General features: G+C 65.4%; 20 protein-coding genes. 7 read left to right on the forward strand and 13 right to left on the reverse strand.

The features are described from left to right. Nucleotides 1-17: 17 nt before the first annotated feature. From ACLD02_RS12360 to ACLD02_RS12415, 12 genes are all read right to left on the reverse strand, one after another. Complete coding sequence (locus tag ACLD02_RS12360; protein WP_410298832.1) at nucleotides 18-515, reverse strand: chemotaxis protein CheW; 498 nt, start codon at nucleotides 513-515, stop codon at nucleotides 18-20. Beyond that, complete coding sequence (cheA, locus tag ACLD02_RS12365; RefSeq protein ID WP_410298833.1) at nucleotides 512-2,581, reverse strand: chemotaxis protein CheA; 2,070 nt, start codon at nucleotides 2,579-2,581, stop codon at nucleotides 512-514. Before cheA ends, ACLD02_RS12360 begins: the two co-directional genes overlap by 4 nt. A 2-nt stretch (nucleotides 2,582-2,583) precedes the next feature. Then, complete coding sequence (motB, locus tag ACLD02_RS12370; protein WP_203105133.1) at nucleotides 2,584-3,456, reverse strand: flagellar motor protein MotB; 873 nt, start codon at nucleotides 3,454-3,456, stop codon at nucleotides 2,584-2,586. Then, nucleotides 3,453-4,328 carry a flagellar motor stator protein MotA gene (gene motA, locus ACLD02_RS12375; protein WP_203105134.1) on the reverse strand — a complete coding sequence of 292 codons (876 nt, stop codon included), beginning with the start codon at nucleotides 4,326-4,328 and terminating at the stop codon, nucleotides 3,453-3,455. The genes motB and motA overlap by 4 nt, the downstream gene beginning before the upstream one ends. A gap of 160 nt (nucleotides 4,329-4,488) precedes the next feature. Then, nucleotides 4,489-5,034 carry a flagellar transcriptional regulator FlhC gene (flhC, locus tag ACLD02_RS12380; protein WP_203105135.1) on the reverse strand — a complete coding sequence of 182 codons (546 nt, stop codon included), beginning with the start codon at nucleotides 5,032-5,034 and terminating at the stop codon, nucleotides 4,489-4,491. A 9-nt stretch (nucleotides 5,035-5,043) separates the two neighbouring features. Next, nucleotides 5,044-5,349: a flagellar transcriptional regulator FlhD gene (gene flhD / locus ACLD02_RS12385; RefSeq protein ID WP_203105136.1), complete on the reverse strand. Its 306-nt coding sequence runs from the start codon at nucleotides 5,347-5,349 to the stop codon at nucleotides 5,044-5,046. A 341-nt stretch (nucleotides 5,350-5,690) separates the two neighbouring features. Further along, nucleotides 5,691-5,984: an EscU/YscU/HrcU family type III secretion system export apparatus switch protein gene (locus ACLD02_RS12390; RefSeq protein ID WP_203105137.1), complete on the reverse strand. Its 294-nt coding sequence runs from the start codon at nucleotides 5,982-5,984 to the stop codon at nucleotides 5,691-5,693. Continuing rightward, nucleotides 5,974-7,134, reverse strand: coding sequence for a flagellar hook-length control protein FliK (locus ACLD02_RS12395; RefSeq protein WP_410298834.1), 1,161 nt, complete (start codon nucleotides 7,132-7,134; stop codon nucleotides 5,974-5,976). The genes ACLD02_RS12390 and ACLD02_RS12395 overlap by 11 nt, the downstream gene beginning before the upstream one ends. Continuing rightward, nucleotides 7,131-7,529, reverse strand: coding sequence for a flagellar protein FliT (locus tag ACLD02_RS12400; RefSeq protein WP_203105139.1), 399 nt, complete (start codon nucleotides 7,527-7,529; stop codon nucleotides 7,131-7,133). Before ACLD02_RS12400 ends, ACLD02_RS12395 begins: the two co-directional genes overlap by 4 nt. After that, the gene (gene fliS, locus ACLD02_RS12405; protein WP_203105140.1) at nucleotides 7,526-7,951 is read right to left on the reverse strand and encodes a flagellar export chaperone FliS; all 426 of its coding nucleotides are present in this window, start codon (nucleotides 7,949-7,951) and stop codon (nucleotides 7,526-7,528) included. The genes ACLD02_RS12400 and fliS overlap by 4 nt, the downstream gene beginning before the upstream one ends. 25 nt (nucleotides 7,952-7,976) lie before the next feature. Beyond that, nucleotides 7,977-9,326: a flagellar filament capping protein FliD gene (gene fliD, locus ACLD02_RS12410; protein ID WP_410298835.1), complete on the reverse strand. Its 1,350-nt coding sequence runs from the start codon at nucleotides 9,324-9,326 to the stop codon at nucleotides 7,977-7,979. A gap of 132 nt (nucleotides 9,327-9,458) precedes the next feature. Further along, on the reverse strand, nucleotides 9,459-11,123 hold the full coding sequence (locus tag ACLD02_RS12415; RefSeq protein WP_410298836.1) for an HD domain-containing phosphohydrolase: 1,665 nt from the start codon (nucleotides 11,121-11,123) through the stop codon (nucleotides 9,459-9,461). A 222-nt stretch (nucleotides 11,124-11,345) separates the two neighbouring features. Between ACLD02_RS12415 and ACLD02_RS12420 the strand changes: the two genes are divergently transcribed. Together ACLD02_RS12420 and ACLD02_RS12425 are read left to right on the forward strand one after the other, a co-directional pair. Further along, nucleotides 11,346-12,623 (forward strand): FliC/FljB family flagellin, encoded by a 1,278-nt coding sequence (locus ACLD02_RS12420; RefSeq protein WP_410298837.1) that lies wholly within the window; start codon nucleotides 11,346-11,348, stop codon nucleotides 12,621-12,623. 362 nt (nucleotides 12,624-12,985) lie between these two features. Next, the gene (locus tag ACLD02_RS12425) at nucleotides 12,986-13,354 is read left to right on the forward strand and encodes a flagellar protein FlaG (protein WP_203105144.1); all 369 of its coding nucleotides are present in this window, start codon (nucleotides 12,986-12,988) and stop codon (nucleotides 13,352-13,354) included. A gap of 13 nt (nucleotides 13,355-13,367) precedes the next feature. Here ACLD02_RS12425 and fliE read toward each other — a convergent pair whose 3' ends face one another. Continuing rightward, nucleotides 13,368-13,706 (reverse strand): flagellar hook-basal body complex protein FliE, encoded by a 339-nt coding sequence (gene fliE, locus ACLD02_RS12430; protein WP_410298838.1) that lies wholly within the window; start codon nucleotides 13,704-13,706, stop codon nucleotides 13,368-13,370. Nucleotides 13,707-13,947: 241 nt separating this feature from the next. Between fliE and fliF the strand changes: the two genes are divergently transcribed. From fliF to fliJ, 5 genes are read left to right on the forward strand one after another with little or no spacing between them, the layout of a single operon-like run. Further along, nucleotides 13,948-15,663: a flagellar basal-body MS-ring/collar protein FliF gene (gene fliF, locus ACLD02_RS12435; RefSeq protein ID WP_203105146.1), complete on the forward strand. Its 1,716-nt coding sequence runs from the start codon at nucleotides 13,948-13,950 to the stop codon at nucleotides 15,661-15,663. Then, on the forward strand, nucleotides 15,656-16,651 hold the full coding sequence (gene fliG / locus ACLD02_RS12440) for a flagellar motor switch protein FliG (protein WP_203105147.1): 996 nt from the start codon (nucleotides 15,656-15,658) through the stop codon (nucleotides 16,649-16,651). Before fliF ends, fliG begins: the two co-directional genes overlap by 8 nt. Further along, the gene (gene fliH, locus ACLD02_RS12445) at nucleotides 16,644-17,360 is read left to right on the forward strand and encodes a flagellar assembly protein FliH (RefSeq protein WP_203105148.1); all 717 of its coding nucleotides are present in this window, start codon (nucleotides 16,644-16,646) and stop codon (nucleotides 17,358-17,360) included. Before fliG ends, fliH begins: the two co-directional genes overlap by 8 nt. Beyond that, entirely contained in the window at nucleotides 17,357-18,730 is a 1,374-nt protein-coding gene (fliI, locus tag ACLD02_RS12450) for a flagellar protein export ATPase FliI (protein WP_410298839.1), read from the forward strand. Before fliH ends, fliI begins: the two co-directional genes overlap by 4 nt. Further along, the gene (fliJ, locus tag ACLD02_RS12455) at nucleotides 18,727-19,167 is read left to right on the forward strand and encodes a flagellar export protein FliJ (protein ID WP_410298840.1); all 441 of its coding nucleotides are present in this window, start codon (nucleotides 18,727-18,729) and stop codon (nucleotides 19,165-19,167) included. Before fliI ends, fliJ begins: the two co-directional genes overlap by 4 nt.

Genomic DNA, 19,167 nt, shown 5'->3' on the forward strand with positions numbered 1-19,167 from the left:
GTTCATGCGCCGGGGCTTTACTCGCTGGCCTCTTCCACCAGCGCCATCTCCTCGCTGGTCAGCAATTTCTCGATATCCACCAGCACCAGCATGCGCTCGTCCAGGTTGCCCAGACCGTGGATGTAATCCAGCGGCAGATTGACACCGAACTCCGGCGCCGGCTTGCGCTGCTCGGCGGTCAGCGTCATGACGTCGGAGACCCGGTCGACCACGATACCCACCACGCGGTCGGCGATGTTCACCACGATCACCACGGTCTGGTCGTCATAGTCCGCCTTGGCAAGGCGGAATTTGATGCGCAGATCGACGATTGGCACGATCACGCCACGCAGATTGGCCACGCCCTTGATGAATTCCGGCGCATTGGCGATGCGCGTGACATTGTCGTAGCCACGGATTTCCTGAACCTTGAGGATGTCGATGGCGTACTCTTCGTCGCCCAGGGAAAACACCAGGAATTCCTGGCTGCCGGCTTCCGCGACGACGGTGTGTTCCAAAGCGGTGGCGTTGCTCATGACGGTTCTACCTCTTTTTGCAAAGGTTGGGAGCGATTCCCGAAAATACGGTTTTCCTTCTTGCTTTGACTAAGCCGGTGCAGGTCGGCCACGTCCAGAATCAGCGCCACGCGGCCATCGCCGAGAATGGTCGCGGCGGACACGCCAGGCACCTTTCGGTAATTGGTCTCCAGGTTCTTGACCACCACCTGCTGCTGGCCCACCAGTTCATCCACCAGCAGCGCGTAACGGCGCCCCTCCCCTTGCACGATAACGGCGATGGCGCGGGTCGGCTCGTCGATGGCGCCGGCCACGTCCATGGCCTGGTGCACCGCCACCACCGGCAAATAGTCCTCGCGAACCTTGAGCAGGGTGTCGTCGCCGGCCATGGCATAGAGGTCACCGGCGGCGGGCTGCAGGGACTCCACCACCGCGCTCACCGGCAGGATGAAGGTCTCCGTGCCAACCCGGATCGACATACCGTCCAGGATCGCCAGGGTCAGAGGCAGCACGATACGGGTGGTGGTGCCCTGTCCCGGCTGTGACAGGATTTCCACATGGCCGCCCATGGCCTGGATATTGCGCTTGACCACATCCATGCCGACGCCACGTCCGGATACGTCGCTGACCTCCTCGGCGGTGGAAAACCCCGGCGCGAAGATCAGTTGCCAGACTTCATCGTCGCTCATCGAATCAGACACCGGCAGCCCGTTGCTGCGCGCCTTGGCGAGCAGCTTCTCGCGGTTCAGGCCGGCGCCGTCATCAATCACCTCGATGAGAATATTGCCGCCCTGGTGCTGGGCGGACAGGGTAAGCTTGCCGGTGCGCGGCTTACCGGCGGCCTCGCGGCGTTCCGGGGTTTCGATGCCATGGTCCAGGCTGTTGCGCACCAGGTGGGTGAGCGGGTCGATGATCCGTTCGGTGAGACCTTTGTCCAGCTCGGTGGATTTACCCTCGGTGACCAGCTCCACATCCTTGCCAAGCTTTCCGGCCAGGTCGCGCACCAAACGCGGGAACCGGCTGAACACATAGTCCATGGGCACCATGCGCACCGACATCACCGCTTCCTGCAGATCCCGGGCGGTGCGTTGCAGGAGGTTGAGACCGTTGACCAGGGCGCCATCGTCCAGGGTCTCGGAGTCCTCGGCGACCTGATTGAGCATGGACTGGGTGATGATCAACTCGCCCACCAGATTAATGATCTGATCCACCTTGGTGACCGGCACGCGAATGGAAGTGGATTCACCGCCCTTGGCGGTCTTGGCCGGTGCCTTTTCGGCGGGCGCCGGCGGTCTGTCGCCGCCGGCCTTGGCCTCGCCGGGCTCCGGGCTCGCCGTGGCCGTGGCGGAAGCGGCTTCGGCGGCGGCGGGTTGCGCAGCGTGGGCAGGTTCGGCGGGGGCCACGTCAAGCGCCTTAATCTCCAACTGCTCGGGCTCCGCGATGAAGCACATCACCGCCTCGATGTCGTCCGCGCTCAGGGACGACGACAGGATCACCCGATAGCGCTCCGCGTCACCGTCGCGGGTCTCGATGTCACCAAGCTGCCCCAGCTCCTCGATCAGCAGATCCCGGTCCTTGTCTTCCACCTCCAACAAGGCCACCTCGAAACGTCCTCCGCTGGCGGACGCCACCGGCGCGGCTTTCGGTTCCGGCGCCTTGGACGTGGTGGTGGGCGCGGTTTCCACGTCCGCCTCCTCGCCGATTTCCTCCAGGGCCAGCCGCCGCAGGGTTTCGCAGATCCGCTCCAGGGCCTCCGGGTCCGGCTCGCCGCCCTGACGATAGGCTTCCAGTTGGTCGTTCAACATGTCTTTGGCTTCCAGAAAGGTATCGACGATGTCACGGCGCAGGGCCAGTTCCCCGCGCCGGGTGTAGTCGAGCAGGTTCTCCAGCATGTGGGTGGTACGCTGCAGCGCTTCGAACCCGAAGGTACCGGCACCACCCTTGATCGAGTGGGCGGCGCGAAAGATGGCGTTGAGCCGTTCCTGATCCGGGTTGTCCACGTCCAGCTCGAGAAGATGGGACTCCATCTCCGCCAGCAGTTCGTCCGCTTCCTCGAAAAAGGTGTCGTAGAAATCGGTGATATCCATGATCACTCCACAACCGGTTGTGTGGGGGTGCCCAGGCTGTCCGGGCGACTCGCCGCGCTCAGACGTCGCGCCGCCTGATCGGTAAGCACCTCCAGGGTGATGCGGCGGTTGACCGGGTCGCCGGGGTTGCTGCCCGGCACCGGCACGCGATCCCCCATGCCGGTGACGCGCAGCAATTTGTCCGGGTCCAGGCCGGCCGCCACCAGTGCCCGGCGCGATGCATTGGCCCGGTCCGCGGAAAGCTCCCAGTTGCTGTAGCCGGTGCCGCCACCGGCGTAACGCAGGCTGTCGGTATGGCCGCTGATGCTGAGCCGGTTGGGCACGTCGTTGAGAATCGGCGCCAGGGAACGCAGTACCCGGCGCATGGCCTCGGACAACCGGTCACTGCCGAGCTCGAACATGGGCTTTTCCTGGGTGTCCATAAGCTGCACACGCAGGCCGTCCGGGGTCATCTCGAAGCGCATCTGCTGGCGCATGTCGCGCAGGTTGGGATCGCTCTGGATAACGTTTTCCATGCGCCGACGCAGGTCGATGAAGCGCTGCCTTTCCTGAGCCGGGCGACTTTGCCGGCGCAGATCGATGCGCGCTTGCTCGCCGTCGGAATGAACCGGGTCGGGTCCGCCGCCGGGAATCGCGCTGGTGCTGGAGGAATCGCGGTCGCCATCGGTGAGCGCCACCTTCAGGGGCGTGCGAAAGTATTCCGCCAGCCCCTGCAACTCCGCCGGCGAGGCGGTGGAAAGAATCCACAGCACCAGGAACAACGCCATCAAGGCGGTCATGAAATCCGCCAGGGCGATTTTCCACGCGCCGCCATGATGAACCGGCTGGTTACGCCGCGGGCGCCGGATGACGATGGCGCGCTGGCTGTTGCTCATGCCTGGCCGCCCCCGCCGGAGCGCGCTGAACGCACATGCTCCTCGAGTTCATCGAAGGAAGGCCGTTCGGCGCTGTGCAGCGCCTTGCGCCCGAACTCCACCGCCAACTGCGGCGCGTAACCGTTCAGGTTGGCGAGCAGGGTGACGCGCACGCACTGCAGCATTTTCACGCCTTCCGCCACCTGGCGGTCGATGCGGCTGGCCACCGGATTGACGAAGCCGTAGGCAAGCAGAATGCCCATGAAGGTGCCCACCAGCGCGTGGGCGATCATCATGCCCATTTCGTCGGCACCGGAATCCGCGGAGGCAAGCGCCTTCACCACCCCCAGCACCGCCGCCACGATGCCAAAGGCGGGCAAGGCATCGCCCACCTTGAGCAGGGCGTCGGCGGGAATGTGCGCCTCGTGTTCGTAGGCCTCGATCTCGTGGGTCATCAGCTCATCCAGCTCGAGCGGGTCGACACTGCCGCTGATCATCAGGCGCAGATAGTCGGTCAGGAAGCCCATGATCAGCGGGTCGCTGGCAATGCGCGGGTGCTCGGTGAACAACACGCTTTCGCCGGGATTCTCGATGTCCTTTTCCACCCCCAGCACCCCCTCGCGACGCATCTTGGTAAGCAGTTTGTACTGCAGCGCCATGAGTTCCATGTACATGTCCTTGTCGTAGCGCTTGGTGCGCTTCAGACGACTGGCGGAACGCAGAGTGGATTTGATCGCCTTGCCATTGTTGGCGGCCACGAAGGCCCCCACGGCCGAGCCGACGATCATCAGGATCTCGGTGGGCTGATAGAGCGGCCCCAGATGTCCGCCGGCCAGGGAGAAGCCACCGAACACGGAAATCGCGACGATCAGAAAACCTAGAGCTATCAGCACAACGGGTGTCCTTCCTACAGCGTGTATCGCATTACCGTGCGTATCGGCGGAAACACCCGGGACTTGAGGAAAACGGACAGGAATTTATCGGTGGCCGGGCCGCTAGCGGCCCGTCACCCGCCGCGCGGGCGCGCGGCGGGCGGCTCGGACAACGCCGGTCTCAGGCACCAATGGCCTTACCGGCGACCGACTTCTTTCGCGTTTTGCCGGCCCGGGACGGCGGCTGGCAAATACCACACACGAAGTCCTGGCTGGGCGTGTGGGCATGGTTGACGAACCGTCCACCACAGCAGGTGCATTCGGACAGCTCGAACAAACCGCTTTCGAAGAAGCGGATCAGGGTCCAGGCGCGGGTCAGCCCGAGAACCGGCTCCGCTTCGTCCAGGGCCACCTGCTCCAGGTACAACCGGTAAGCCTTGACGAACCCCTCCATGCGCTCACAGCCGTGCTGGACGGTAAGCTGACGGTAATAACCATAGAACAGCGATGAGTGGATGTTCGGCAACCAGGTAATGAACCAGTCCGTGGAAAACGGCAGCATACCCTTGGGCGGCGAGGCACCCCGCACCTCCTTGTACAAACGAATCAACCGCCCCCGGCTCAATCCGATCTCCGACTCCAGTACCTGAAGCCGTGCCCCCAGTTCAATCAGTTCAATGGCGAGCTGCACCTGCTGCATTTCGCCGACCAGACTCTTCTCCACCATGACGCCCCCTCAGTAGTCGCAGGCTGCCATGAGCAGGGAGGCGTGGGTCTGGCCCAGCCCCTGTTCACGCTTGTCACGGGTAAGCTGGGTGACCTGGTCGGCGTCATCGAGGTGCATGCGGAACAGCAGTTGATTGGTGCGCGCCATGCGCGCCAGCTGCTTGGCGGACAATGACACCAGCACCCGCGCCAGCGATTCGTCGATCTTCAGCCGGAAAAGGGCGGTGGCGTAGTCCTCGTTAAGAAGACGCTGCGCCAGCAGCATGTAGGACAGATTCAGATCCTGGATTTCATTGAGAACGCCGTCGATGTTCATGGGTGCGCTTGCTCCTTCGATAACCCCAACCGGGTAGAACCCGGTTCCCATTGAAATGAAAGCCTCTGGCTTCCATCCGGCCCCATCCGTCCATGTGGTGACGGGCACCGGGTGATACGAGAAAATCATTAGACCAGGCCAATGTCTAGTCACTTTGAGTTGGCATTTTATGGTTGAAACGTATCACAGTTTTGGCGTGAAGCTCATACTTTATTGTGAATAAAATCACATATCGATTGTTTTTTTGTGACGCAATTCACATTAAAGGATTTGGTCAAAATAGAGACCTGTTAGTGCCACGTGAAGGAGTTGAAGGGCGGGAAAATCATGCTTTTAACCTATCAGCGGGAACGCTCCCCCTCCCGCTCGTCCAGGTCTCTGACCCAAACCAGCAGCTCGGCGATTACCTGGTACAGCGCCGATGGAATACGCTCATCCACATCCAGTTGCATCAGCAACGCCACCAGTTCCGGGGCGTCATGCACGAAGATATCGCGTTGCCGCGCCTCGGCGATGATGCGCTCGGCCAGTTCCCCATAGCCCCGGGCCAGCACCCGGGGGGCGTCATCGCCATCCCGGTAGGCCAGCGCCACGGCGCGGCGACGGCCCCCCTCGGGGCCTCGTTCATCGCTCATCGGCGCCCTCCTCCACAACCCTGAGGTGGACGCCGCCCAACCCCAGATTGACCAGCCGCTCCCGCAGACGGGCACTGCCGGCGCGCAGCCGCCGGGCCGTGTCCTCGGCGGCGCCGAGAGTCAGATCGAGACGGTCCCGCTCCAGCGCCAGGCGTACCCGCACCTCCCCCAGGGCGGGCAGGCTCAGGGTCAGGCCGGTGCGCCAGGGCTGGCCGGCTTCGTCCCCACCGGCTTCCTCTCCGGAGGCGTGCTCCCGGTGTTGCGGCGGTTTCTCGGGAAGCTGGATCATCAACGCCATGAAGATGCCGGACCAGACATCCCCCTCCCAGCGCAATACCGGCGTGGCGAGCATTTCCAGCTGGTGGCGCAACACGCCGTGCAGGACATCCCGCTGGGTCTCGGAAAAGGCTGGCGCCGCGGAGCGCGCCGGCTCATCGCCAGGGAGCGCTCGCCCGGCCGCCTCCACGCCGGGAGACGTGGACCCCGGGGCGGAGCGGTCCCCGGCTCCGGAAGGCGTCGTCGATGACGAGCCGCCCACCGTCGGGGCGGCCACGTTCGCCGGGCGAACGGGTACCGCGCCACCCGGTGCCGGATCGACCCCGGCGCCCTCCGGCCGAAGCGGGGCCGGTGAAACACCACGGGCTTCCAGGAAAACGCGCATCTGCGGCTCCCGGACCAGGGTGGCGGCGTCCCGTCTCCCCTGGAACCAGCCTTGCAGATGGGACTCGTAGAACAGACCGCTTTGTTCCAGGCTGCCGCGTAGCCGGGTTGCCAGCTCCGGCGCCCCTTGCTGGCCGGCCGGCATCAGCGGGGTGGGCTGACGGACCGCCGACGGCGGCGCCGGATAACGGGCCAGCAGATCGGCGATGGTGCGCGCGGCGGGGCTGAAATGAGTACGAGTGGAGCCGCTGACGGGGTCGGCCTTCGCTGGCGTCGGCCGGCCGGCCTCGCCCTCGGTGGCGGGCGCGCCGCCTTCCCGGGCCGGCAACGCCCGTGGATCAAGACGGGAGTCACTACGCACCGCGGTGAGCGCCTCAGCCCCCAACAGCGGGCGCACCGGGTCTGGCTGAGGGCGCACCAGAGGCACGTCCACCCGTTTGCCCAGTACCTGGTGCAACAAGGTGTCGAGAATCGGCGTAATGCCGCTCACGAGCGCCCTTTATCGAAGCGCCCGTCCACCACGGCGGCCTCCTGGGCACCGTAGGAGCGGTTCAAATCCCGTCGGCGACGTGACAGCCCGATCAACTGATCCAGTTCCTCGCGACGGGTTTCCAGGCAGAGACGCACACCGCGCTCTCTCTCCAGAATCCGTTCCAGCAGTTCCGCCTTGCGGTGGCGCTGACGTTCATTGAGCCGCACGGACACTTCCCCCCGGGCCAGACGCTCCACGTCCAGCACGTACAGGCTTTCTTCCTCGATCAGCGCGTTCCAATCCTGCCCCCGGGCGTGTTCGAGCATGCGTCCGGTGCGCACCAGCAACCCTTCATAGGCCTGCAGAACCTGTTCGCCGGTACTGGGAGCCCGGCTCGGCGCGGTCTTCGTCATTCGCCCCCCTGGGCCTTCGCGGGCTCGATCTGGCGCCAGGCGGAGGCGATGTCCTCAAGCAGACGGCCAGCCTCTTCCAGGCTGGCCGGGTCGTTGCGAAGGTTGGCGTTGAGCAGCAGCCTGGCGATGTAGTCGTACAAGGCCGCCAGCCGTTCCGCCACCTCGCCGCCCTTGTCCCGGTCCAGCGCCGCCAGCAGGCCGTTATTGACGATGTCGAGGGCTTTGGAAATGGCTTCGCCTTTGCGGGCCGGGCGCTGGTTCTCCATGTGCAGCCGGGCGGTACGGATCGCCGAGGCCGCGCCGTCGAACAACATGGTAATCAGTTGATGGGGACTGGCGGACAGAACGCCGCTTTCCACTCCCACCCGGGCATAGGCCCCGGCGCCGCGACCGTAGGCGGCCGCTCCATGCGATGTTGTCATAACCCCTTCCTTCCGACGTGGCGGTTTATTGGCCCAGCTGTGCGTTGAGGGCGTCGAATTGCTGCGTGAGGTAGGAACTGGTGGAGTTCATCTCCGCGATCATGCTGTCCAGTTTCTGGAATTGTGTCCGGTAACGAGCCAACGTGCTGTTGATGCGGTCCTCGGTACGGAGGTACTGGGTCTGCAGGGTCTCGATGCTGGTTTCCAGCCCCTCGGTGGCATCGTCCAGGGTGCCGCCGTCATCCACCATGTCGGCAAGCGCGTCATCGAGGCGCACGGCCAGGCCATCCTTGTCGGCGCGTCCGGTGAAGAAATCAGCCAGCGCGCCAAGCTGGTTGTCGACGGCGTCGTCCACCGCTTCCTCATCCACCTCCAGGGTTCCATCCACCTTGAGGGTGATGCCGATGTCGGCGAGGGTATTGAATGCCCCGCCGGTGCCGCCGCCGCTGACCACCGAACGCAGCCGGGACTCAATACCACGCAAGGTGGCGTCGCCCAGCAGAGCGCCGCTCTCCCCGGTGTCCTGATTGAAACGGGTCAGGTTATCGAGGGTTTCCTGCAGGGTGTTGTAGGCATCGGCGAAGCTCTTCACCGCCTTTTTGATACCGGCGCCGTCACGGGTTACGTCCAGGGTGGCGGTGCCGGTTTCCTTGAGGTTGAGGGTGACCCCCTGAATGGCATCCTCCACCTGGTTGCTCTGGCTGGTCACGGCGATGCCGTTGATGGTGAGCCGCGCGTTCAGCGCCGGCACCTCGGAATCCGGGTCCAGGGCCAGGGACGGGCCCAGCCCGCCGCCGAAGGTCACCGAATCGATGGCGGCCTCGGTGCCGGTGGCCGTGGAGGAAAGCACCAGGCGATAAGGGGTATCGCCACCGTCGTTCATCAGCGACGCTTGGATACCACCGCCGGCGTCATTGATGGCATCGCGAATGCCCTCCAGCGTGCTCTGTTTCTCGCCGATTTCCAGATCCAGGGTGTCGCCGTTGGCAAGCGTGATGTTCAGCGTACCGGCGCCCAGGGCTTCATTCGCGGCGGCGATGCCCTGGGTGGCGATGCTGTAGCCCCGGGCGCGCTGGCTGACGTCCAGATCGTAATTCCCGGTCAGCGCGTCATCACCCAGAGTGGCGCTCAGCGCATCACCGGAGACCTCTTTTTTTACCGCCTCGAACTGCTTACCGTCGGCGAGCTTGGCGACCGCGTCCTGAAAGCTGGTAAGCGCGCTCTCCAGCTTGCCATAGGCGGAGATTTTCGCCTGATAACTTTGCTGCTTGAGGGTAATGGGTGTCAGTTGCTGGCGCTCGGAGGCTTCCAACTGATCCAGCAGGCTGTTGAGGTCGAGCCCGGAACCGATACCCAACGAGGAAATTGAGGCCATCTGACTGTGCTTCCTGTGTTCGCCGGGGAGTATTGTCGCCGGACCGGCCGCCCCGGTAGCGGCGGAATAACGCCCGGCAAGGGTCGCTTTTCCAGGCTATCGGCGTATCCACACAGGACTTTAGGAAGCATTTCAATCCGCCGGCGCCGGCAACGAGCTCTCCGGTTCGCCGCGCCGCGTCAGCGCCTCGCCATCCAGCCAGCCACCGTCGTCGGAGCGCAACCGGACCCGCACGGGAAGCCCCTGTTCGTCGAGTGACGCCACGCGACCGATCAGGCCGTCCGGGTAGCGCACCAGACATCCCACCGGCCAACGGCCAAAATGCGCCTGGTAACGCGCCACCCATTGCGCGTCGAAGCGGCTGTCGTTCTTTTCCAGCCAGCGATGAATATCCGTGATCGACCAGGGTTCGCGCCCGGGCCGCTGGCGAGACAGAATGTCCGCCACGTCCACCACCGAAGCCAGCCGCGCCAGGTCGCTCAGTTCGTCGCCGTCGCGACGATGAGGGTAACCGCTGCCATCAAGCCGTTCATTGATATCACGCACCACGGCCTGCACCACCGGCGTGGACAGCCAGCCACAGGTGTCGAGACGCTGCAGCAACAGGGGCACATGGCCCTGCACCCAGCGATGCTGACGCTCGTCCAGCACCGGCAACGCCAGCAATTCCCTGGGCAACAGGGCCTTGCCCAGGTCATGCACCATGGCCGCCGCCGTCAGCGCCTTGCAAAGCGCCCGGGGCATATCACGGGCACGGGCGAAATCCAGCAAATGCACCGCCACGCCCAGGCCGTGGCGCACCAGAAGCGGTTCATTGTTCAAACAGCGGGTGGCGAACAGCAGCCCTTCCCGGTCTTCTTCCTGCAGTTCCAGCAGCCGCTCGGCCTGACGGGAAAGCTGCACCGCGTCGACATGCTCCCCCTGGCGCAACGCCAGCATCTGGGTGTCCAGCCAGGCGGCGCTGGGGGCCAGGCGGTCGACCATCGGCGGTACCGGGAAACGGGAATTCGGGTGCGCTCTCAGCGGCGCCGGCGCCGCCGGGCGGAATAGTGACGAGGCGGCCAGGTCAGTTCGGTCGCCACCGGCCACCCGGGCGGCCTCCCGCTCCACCTCCCGCACCATGAACCACAGGCGCCGTTCCTGGGCCGGATCCGGTGTCTCGAACTCAAACCCCGCGCTGACCGTGCCACGACCGGGATCGGCCTTGAGGTGACGGGCCCGGGCGGCGCTCTTGAAGCGGCTGCCATCGGGAAAGGTGATCTCCAACAACAGTTGCCGTTCGTCCTCAAGCTCGTCGTTAAGACCGCCGGCCACCAGTTCCACCCGGCATCCGGTCAGCGAAAGGTCACGCAGATCACCGAGCCCGGAAACGCCGCTTTCCTCATGACGCACCAGCACCGACGCCTCCATGCCCACGCGCAGAGCGGCCCGGAAGGCATCCCGGCGCTGCTGCCACTCCAGCTCACCGGGGTAGGCGCAGTGCAACCAGTGGCGCCCGGACTCTTCCTGCACACGAATGGCCTTTAGTAACGGCGTGCGCACCATGCCTCCATCACCCTGGCCCACCAGTCGGAAGCCCAGCCCACGACGCAGCTTGCCGACCCGTTCGCCGAGCGCGGTGACATCCAGCACCAGCACGCGACCGGGCTCGAATTCCGCCAGCACCACCGGTAACGGATCGCTGTCGCGCCCTTCCAATGCCAGCGCGGCCCCACCGGGGCGAGCCAGTGCGTTCAGCAATTCCTCAATGCGGCCCGGATGCTCGACCCGGTCGAATGCTTCTGGAGAGGGTGTCATGGCCAATGTCCTCGAATAACGCCTGAAATCAGTGTATCGGTTCCCACTCCGCATCCTTTATATGCAAATTTTGCCGGCCCGCGTCAGGCAAAGGGCAAACTGGCTTAATGCGTTTTTTTTCGGTCAACCCTAAAGCCTGACCGGTCGCCGCCGAAAAACGGGGTAACGGCCCGCGCCGTTGCTCTCAATCCAAACGGTGAAAAACCAGAGAAGGACATCGCTATGTCAGTCATCAACACCAACATCACGGCCCTGATCGGCCAGCAGAACCTGGGCAAATCCCAGAGCGCGCTGCAAACCTCCATGGAGCGCCTGTCCTCCGGCCTGCGCATCAACAGCGCCGCCGACGACGCCGCCGGCCAGGCCATCGCCAACCGCATGACCGCCCAGACCACCGGTCTGGCGCAGGCTCAGCGCAACGCCAATGACGGCATCTCCGTGGCCCAGACCGCGGAAGGCGCCCTCAACCAGGTCAACGACAACCTGCAGCGGATTCGTGAACTGACCGTACAGGCTCAGAACGACACCAACAGTGAATCCGACCTGTCCTCCATCCAGGACGAGATCAACCAGCGCCTGGACGAAATCGACCGTGTTTCCCAGGAGACTAACTTCAACGGCGTGAAGGTTCTGGCATCAAACCAGGAATTCTCCATCCAGGTAGGCGCCAACGATGGTGAGCAAATCACCATGAACCTGAAGGAAATCAACGCCGAAACCCTGAACCTGGACAGCTTCGACGTCACCAAGGAATCCGTGCAATCCGCCAACTTCGGCGCCACCGCCGCCGATGGTGATTCCGTTACCGCCAAGTTCAGCACCTCCGGCCTGGCCGACCTCACCGACAGCACCGGCGGCACCGCCCTGGCCGACGTAAGCGCGGAAGGCAATATCTACGAGAAAGCCGACGGCACCGGCTACGTGGCCCTGGCCGCGGACGGCAACTACTACGCGGTGGACACCTCCGACGCGTCCGCCCTGACCTTCGATAGCTCCGGCACCGCCGTGGACGCCGCCGACGTGGACACCGAGAACGGTCCGGTGGAAAGCGTGATGGCCGACGTGACCCTGGACACCGCCACCAGCCTGGACAGCGCCGACATCACCGAGATCAATGACGCCAAAGGCAACGGTACCGGTGAGTACCTGCGTGACAACGGCGACGGCACCTACAACAAAGTCGTCATCGCCGACGACGGCACCGTTACCGAAGGCGAAGCCGTGAACGTGGACCCGCTGAAGGCCCTGGACGGCGCCCTGAGCAGCGTCGACAGCCTGCGCTCCGAGCTGGGTGCCATGCAGAACCGCTTCGAGTCCGCGATCACCAACCTGAGCACCACGGAAACCAACCTGACCGCGGCCCGCTCTCGCATCGAGGACGCCGATTACGCGGTGGAAGTGTCCAACATGACCCGCGCCCAGATCCTGCAACAAGCGGGCACCTCGGTACTGGCCCAGGCCAACCAGGTACCTCAGGGCGTGCTGTCCCTGCTCGGCTAAACCGGTTCCATCCGGTCGCCATGAAGGGCCCCGTTCGGGGCCCTTTTTTATGGTTCATCGTTGTTCGCACCCGGAACGGTGCCGCCGCCTCGAAGCGGAGCTGTGTGGGTGCCTTCCGGGACCCTTTTTGGCAGGGATGCCAAAAACGGGAGCGCCCAGGGACGGCTTGAGCGATCCCGGAAGGCACCCACACAGATCCGCGTCCCGGATAGAGACCGCCCGCATCGATTTCCCGCCAAAGCGCGATGAACCTTTTTTTATTTCCACACCCTCGACCGTTCGCGCCGGGCAGGTAATTAAAGTCCGCGACGCCGTGGCCGATATCAGCGGAAGACTATGCTGAATATTGCAAAGGCCCTGCCATGAGTTACCCCATTGACGGTTCCGCCTCCTCCACGCAGGCGTCCCAGTTTTCCTATCTCGCCGCCCGGCAACGGGTGGAAAAGGTGCTCCAGCAGCTGGCCGTGCGGCCGGATGCCGACCACACCACCGCCACCGAGGCGCGCGCCGTCGCCCAGGAGGAGCTGGTGCGCCCGGTGCAACAGGTCAATGAGGTGCTGCGCCGTTACGGCGTGCAGTTCGATATCAGCGAGGATTCCGGGCGTACCCTGATCCGGCTGGTGGATCGGGATACCGGTGAATTGATTCGTCAGATTCCGCCGGAGGAGGCGCTCAACGCCGCCCAGCGTCTGGATGAGATCAAGGGTTTGTTGCTGAGCGAAGTGGGCTGACGGCCCGCCGCCCTTACACCTGCATGTTCATGATGTCCTTGTAGGCGGTTACCAGGCGGTTGCGCACCTGCTTACCCATCTCGAAGGCGATGCTTGCCTTCTGCCCGGTGATCATCACATCGTGCAACTCCACCCCCGGCTCGCCGGACTGGAAGGCACGGGCCTTGTCGCCGGATTCAATCTGCAACTGATTAATGCGCTCCAGACTGGACTGCAGGGCGTCGGCGAACCCGCCGCTGCCCACGGTAGCGTCGAGTCGCTCGCCGGCGGGCCGGGCGCCGGCCTGGGCGGACAGTTCCTGCATCTGGTTGAGGGCCGCCTGCATGGCGGGGGACACGACCGGTGCGCTCATCCGGGACTCCCTGGGGTTCATCGTTAAGGTAGGCAAAGACTAGCAGCGCCGGGGCGCTCGCCAAGCGCTCAATTGACGGCAAAAAGCCGGGCTTTTCTTTCCTTTGCCAGGACCACCGGTGCCGATAATGGCAAGGGTCGCATTACCGTCCGGGCCGGGGATCGCCCGGCGGTCGAGCCAGATAAAGAGATGACGCAGCAATGCCCTTTCAGCATCACAGCCGCTACACCCGGGGAATGGCATGAGCACCGGCGCCGCCAACCCCGCCTCGCAAGCCACCGGTGATGGCGCCGGTGCGCAAGGCATCGAGCAGCTATGGGCGCGCCTGCGCGCCAACCCCCTGGTGCCCCTGCTGGTGGCCGGTGCCGCGGTCATCGCGGTGGTGGCGGCGCTGACGCTATGGGCCAGCGCTCCGGAGTACCGGGTTCTGTACAGCAATCTGAGCGAAGCGGATGGCGGGCGCATCATCAGTGAACTGGAAAGCCGCGCCGTGCCCTATCGTTTCGCCGAAGGCGGGCAGGCCCTGATGGTGCCCGGCGACCAGGTGCACCGGCTGCGCCTGCAACTGGCGGAACAGGGCCTGCCGGAGGGCGGCAACGCGGGCTTCGACATCATGGACCGGCAGGCGTTCGGCATCAGCCAGTTCGCCGAGCGGGTCAACTTCCAGCGTGGCCTGCAGGGCGAGCTGGCCAGCACCATTGAATCCCTGGGCCCGGTATCCGGCGCCCGGGTGCATCTGTCCATGGCCAAGCCTTCGGTGTTCATTCGCGACCGCGAACCGGCCAAGGCCTCGGTGGTGCTGACCCTGGCGCCGGGCCGCACCCTGGGCGAAGGCCAGGTCAACGCCATTGTTCACCTGGTCTCCAGCAGCGTGCCGGAACTGGCCATCGAGGACGTCACCGTGGTTGATCAGGCGGGCCGGCTGCTGTCCCGGCCGGACGATGGCGGCGCCGGCCTGGACGGCACCCGGCTCGACTATGTGCGTGAGTTGGAACGCGGCTACCGCGAACGCATCGAAAGCATCCTGGCGCCGATCCTCGGTCGCGACCGGGTGCGCGCCCAGGTCGTCGCGGATGTGGATTTCTCCCGCCGCGAGGAAACCAGCGAGCGCTACGGCCCCAACCAGGACGACAATCCGGCGGCGGTGCGCAGCCGGCAAATGAACAGCAATTATCAGGGCGACCGGGCCCTGGCCGCCGGCGTGCCGGGCGCGCTCAGCAATACGCCGCCCGGCGCCGCGCCATCGCCGGTGCAGGACCCGGCCGGCGATGAAGACGGCGACAACGCCGGCACCGACGATGGCGAGGCCGACAACACCACCGGCAGCCTGCGCCGCGAAAGCGTCATCAATTACGAAGTGGATCGCAACGTCACCCACGTGCAGCACCAGCGCGCCCGCCTGCAACGGCTGTCCGTGGCCGTGGTGGTGGACTACCAGAATGGCGTCGACGACCAGGGCAAGCCGGTCAACGAACCGCTCGACCCGGAACGTCTGGAACGCATCCGCCAATTGGTGCGCCAGGCGATGGGATATTCCGAGGCCCGCGGCGACGGGCTGGAAGTGGTCAACAGCCCGTTCACCAGGGAAACCGAGGTGGTAGCCGATCGCGACTGGTGGCGTGACCCGTTCTGGCAGGGGCTGTTGATGTCCGTGGGGCGCTGGCTGCTCGTGGCCCTGGCCGCCCTGCTGCTGTACACACTGCTGCTGCGCCCGATTCTGCGCCGCTACCAGGACCAGCGCCCGACGCCGGCGCCGCAGGCCGCCCCCGCGCCGGTGGCCGCCGCCCCCTATGCGCAGCCCGAACGCGACGAGGAGCAGCCGGAACCGCCACCACGCCGCCGCCGGCGTCGCTCCAGCGCCCATGAACAGAACCTCAAGGATCTGCAGGAGATGGCCCAGGAAGACCCTGCCATGGTGGCAATGATCGTACGCGGCTGGATGAACCGCCATGACTGAACTGACCAATGCCCGCCGCGCCGCCATCCTGCTGCTGGCCCTGGACGAGGACTGCGCCGCGGAAGTGTTCAAGCACCTGTCCGCCCGGGAAGTACAGGACGTAAGCCAGGAGATGGCCACCCTGGGTCATGTGTCCCAGGATGAAATGCGCCAGGTGCTGGACGACTTCTATGATGAATCCGACCAGTTCGCCGCGCTCAATCTTTATTCCAGTGATCACATCCGTTCGGTACTGACCAAGGCGCTCGGCAACGAACGCGCCTCCAGCCTGCTTGAGGACATTCTCGAACAAAGCGGCGCCAACTCCGGGATCGACGCGCTCAACCTGATGGAAGCGAACATCGTTTCGGAAATGATCCGCGACGAGCACCCGCAGATCATCGCCACCATCCTGGTGCACCTGGAACGCCGCCAGGCCGCCGACGTGCTGGAGTACTTCGACGACAAACTGCGCAACGACGTGGTGCTGCGCATCGCCACCTTCAGTGGCGTGCAGCCGGCGGCCCTGCAGGAACTCACCGAAGTGCTGGGCGGCATGCTCGACGGCCAGAACCTCAAACGCAGCAAGATGGGCGGCGCGCGCACCGCCGCCGAGATCCTCAATCTGATGAATTCCAGCGCCGAGGAGAGGGTGATCGAGACGGTGCGTGCCCACAGCGAGGATCTGGCGCAAAAGATCATCGACGAGATGTTCCTGTTCGAAAACCTGCTGGACATCGACGATCGCGGTATCCAACTGCTGCTCAAGGAAATCAACAGCAACTCCCTGGTGATCGCGTTGAAAGGCTGCGACGACGCCCTCAAGGAAAAATTCCTGCGCAACATGTCCACCCGCGCCAGCACCCTGCTGCGCGAGGACCTGGAGGCGAGCGGTCCGATCCGCGTATCCCAGGTGGAAAACGAACAGAAAGCCATCCTGCAGGTGGTGCGGCGCCTGGCCGACAACGGCGAGATCGTGCTGAGCGGCGGGGACGACGCCTATGTCTGAAACGCGCTTCTCCAATCTCGCTGGCTGGCGCCCCTGGCGCATGGGCGAGCTGGACGACCGCCACCGCGCCGGCGCGGTGATGGACGACGACCGCGATGCCACCTTCGATCACCAGTCGGAGCTGCGCGCCTTGCGCGACAAAGTACGCGAGCAAGCGCGCCAGGAAGGTTACCGGGCCGGCTTCGAGGAAGGCCACCGGGAGGGCCATGCCCAAGGCCTGCAAGAGGGCCGTCGCCAGGGCGAGGAAGAAACCGATCGCCAACGTGCCGAGACCCTGGCCCCGCTGGCGGAGCTGGCCCGGGGCTTCGGTGACGCGCTGGCGAGCCTGGACGAGGGCGTCGCCGAGGAGCTGGTGGAGCTGGCGTTGACCACCGGCCGGCAACTGGCCGGCGATGCCCTGCGCGAGCGCCCGGAGCAGGTGCTCGCGGTGGTCCGCGAATTGATCCACGACGAACCCAGCCTCAATGGTAAAACCCGGCTGTGGCTGCACCCGGACGATCTGACCCTGGTGGAACGGGAACTGGGCGCGGAACTGGCGGCGGCGGGCTGGAAACTGCATCCGGACGACCAGCTTGGCCGTGGCGGCTGCCGCGTCACCAGCCCCAGCGGCGAGCTGGACGCCACCTGGGAAAGCCGCTGGGCGGCGGTCAGTGGCCGGGTGCGCCGGCGCCGCCGCCCGGGCCAGGACAGCGGGGAACCGACATCGTGAGTGCCGCCCGCCACCACCAGCACTGGCGCGCCACCCTGAGCAGCGTCGCCGGTCGGGTCGCCACGGTGCCCACCTACCAGGCCAGCGGTCGGGTGGTACGCGCCGCCGGCCTGGTGCTGGAAGCGGTGGGGCTGCGCGTGCCCCTGGGCAGCGCCTGCCGTATCGAGCTGTCCGCCGGTGGCGGTGAACCCGCCGGCTTCGCCGAGGCGGAAGTGGTGGGTTTCTCCGGCGACAATCTGTTCCTGATGCCACTGGCGGAAATCAGCGGCCTGACCCCGGGGGCACGGGTCTTCCCGCTCGGCCAGGACGGCGCCGGAGCACGCCGGTTCCCGCTGGGCGACGACCTTCTGGGACGGGTGGTGGATGGCAATGGCCGCCCCCTGGACGACGGCGAATCGGTGGACGAAGCCCCCCACGGCACCCTCACGGCACCGCCCCTGAACCCGCTGTCCCGGGCCCCCATCGATCAGTGCATCGACGTCGGCATCCGCGCGCTCAACAGCCTGCTGAGCATCGGTCGTGGCCAGCGCATGGGGCTGTTCGCCGGCTCCGGCGTGGGCAAATCCGTGCTGCTGGGCATGATGGCCCGCTACACCAGCGCCGACGTGATCGTGGTGGGGCTGATCGGCGAGCGGGGCCGCGAGGTAAAGGACTTCATCGACAACATTCTCGGCGACGAGGGCCGGCGCCGTGCCGTGGTGGTGGCCGCGCCGGCGGACACCTCGCCACTGCAGCGCCTTCAGGGCGCCGCCTATGCCACCCGGGTGGCGGAATATTTCCGCGACACCGGCCGCGATGTGCTGCTGATCATGGATTCGCTGACCCGCTACGCCATGGCGCAGCGGGAAATCGCCCTGGCCATTGGCGAGCCGCCGGCCACCAAGGGCTATCCGCCCTCGGTGTTCGCCAAGCTGCCCGGCCTGGTGGAACGGGCCGGCAACGGCGAGGCCGGCGGCGGATCGATCACCGCCTTCTATACCGTGCTCACCGAAGGCGACGACCAGCAGGACCCGATCGCCGACGCGGCCCGCGCCATCCTTGATGGCCATGTGGTGCTGTCCCGGGATCTGGCCGAGGCCGGCCACTACCCGGCCATCGACATCGAGGCTTCGATCAGCCGCGCCATGAACCACATCGTCGACGATCACCAGTGGCGGCTGGCGCAGCGCTTCAAACAGTTGTTCTCCCGCTACCAGCGCAACCGCGACCTGATCAGCGTGGGCGCCTACAGCGCCGGCAACGATCCGCTGCTGGACCAAGCGGTGCGTCTGTACCCGGAGATAGAAGGCTTTCTGCAACAGGCAATCGGCGAACGCGCCGACATCGAGCACTCGCGACAGGCGCTTGACGCCCTGATGGGGGACCCATGAATCCACTCGATACGCTCATTGATCAAAGCCGCCAGGCCCGCGACAACGCCGGCCGGACCCTGGCCGAGGAACGCCGCGGCCAGCAACACAGCGCCGAGCAATTACGTGCCCTGGAGCAATACCGCGCCGACTACCAGCGCCAGCTCCAAGACGCCATGCGCGCCGGCATCGATGCCTCCAGCCTGGACAACTACCGGCGCTTCATCCGCTCCCTGGACGACGCCATCGAGCATGCCCGCCGGGCTCTGGAACAGCAAAGCGAAAGGGTGATGGCCAGCCGCGACCAGCTCCAGCAGCGGCAGCGGCGGCTGTCCTCCTATGACACCCTGGCCAACCGCCGGGCCCGCCAGGAGCGGACCCGGGAAACCCGCCGCGAACGCCGCGACACCGATGAAATGACCGCCCACGCCATGGCCCGCCGGCCCCGTTCCCGCTGA

It is taken from the genome of Alloalcanivorax sp. C16-2 (assembly GCF_046507615.1).
GTDB classification, from domain to species: Bacteria; Pseudomonadota; Gammaproteobacteria; order Pseudomonadales; family Alcanivoracaceae; genus Alloalcanivorax; species Alloalcanivorax marinus_A.

Excerpts from the sequence above, each read along its gene's own strand:
- ACLD02_RS12400 (WP_203105139.1), bottom strand. The coding sequence starts at position 7,529 with ATGACGAAGACCGCGCCGAGCCGGGCTCCCAGTACCGGCGAACAGGTT.
- ACLD02_RS12360 (WP_410298832.1), bottom strand. The coding sequence starts at position 515 with ATGAGCAACGCCACCGCTTTGGAACACACCGTCGTCGCGGAAGCCGGC.
- fliS (WP_203105140.1), bottom strand. The coding sequence starts at position 7,951 with ATGACAACATCGCATGGAGCGGCCGCCTACGGTCGCGGCGCCGGGGCC.
- fliE (WP_410298838.1), bottom strand. The coding sequence starts at position 13,706 with ATGAGCGCACCGGTCGTGTCCCCCGCCATGCAGGCGGCCCTCAACCAG.
- motB (WP_203105133.1), bottom strand. The coding sequence starts at position 3,456 with ATGAGCAACAGCCAGCGCGCCATCGTCATCCGGCGCCCGCGGCGTAAC.
- ACLD02_RS12420 (WP_410298837.1), top strand. The coding sequence starts at position 11,346 with ATGTCAGTCATCAACACCAACATCACGGCCCTGATCGGCCAGCAGAAC.
- fliG (WP_203105147.1), top strand. The coding sequence starts at position 15,656 with ATGACTGAACTGACCAATGCCCGCCGCGCCGCCATCCTGCTGCTGGCC.
- fliD (WP_410298835.1), bottom strand. The coding sequence starts at position 9,326 with ATGGCCTCAATTTCCTCGTTGGGTATCGGTTCCGGGCTCGACCTCAAC.
- ACLD02_RS12415 (WP_410298836.1), bottom strand. The coding sequence starts at position 11,123 with ATGACACCCTCTCCAGAAGCATTCGACCGGGTCGAGCATCCGGGCCGC.
- flhC (WP_203105135.1), bottom strand. The coding sequence starts at position 5,034 with ATGGTGGAGAAGAGTCTGGTCGGCGAAATGCAGCAGGTGCAGCTCGCC.
- ACLD02_RS12390 (WP_203105137.1), bottom strand. The coding sequence starts at position 5,984 with ATGAGCGATGAACGAGGCCCCGAGGGGGGCCGTCGCCGCGCCGTGGCG.
- fliF (WP_203105146.1), top strand. The coding sequence starts at position 13,948 with ATGAGCACCGGCGCCGCCAACCCCGCCTCGCAAGCCACCGGTGATGGC.
- ACLD02_RS12425 (WP_203105144.1), top strand. The coding sequence starts at position 12,986 with ATGAGTTACCCCATTGACGGTTCCGCCTCCTCCACGCAGGCGTCCCAG.
- cheA (WP_410298833.1), bottom strand. The coding sequence starts at position 2,581 with ATGGATATCACCGATTTCTACGACACCTTTTTCGAGGAAGCGGACGAA.
- fliJ (WP_410298840.1), top strand. The coding sequence starts at position 18,727 with ATGAATCCACTCGATACGCTCATTGATCAAAGCCGCCAGGCCCGCGAC.
- flhD (WP_203105136.1), bottom strand. The coding sequence starts at position 5,349 with ATGAACATCGACGGCGTTCTCAATGAAATCCAGGATCTGAATCTGTCC.
- fliH (WP_203105148.1), top strand. The coding sequence starts at position 16,644 with ATGTCTGAAACGCGCTTCTCCAATCTCGCTGGCTGGCGCCCCTGGCGC.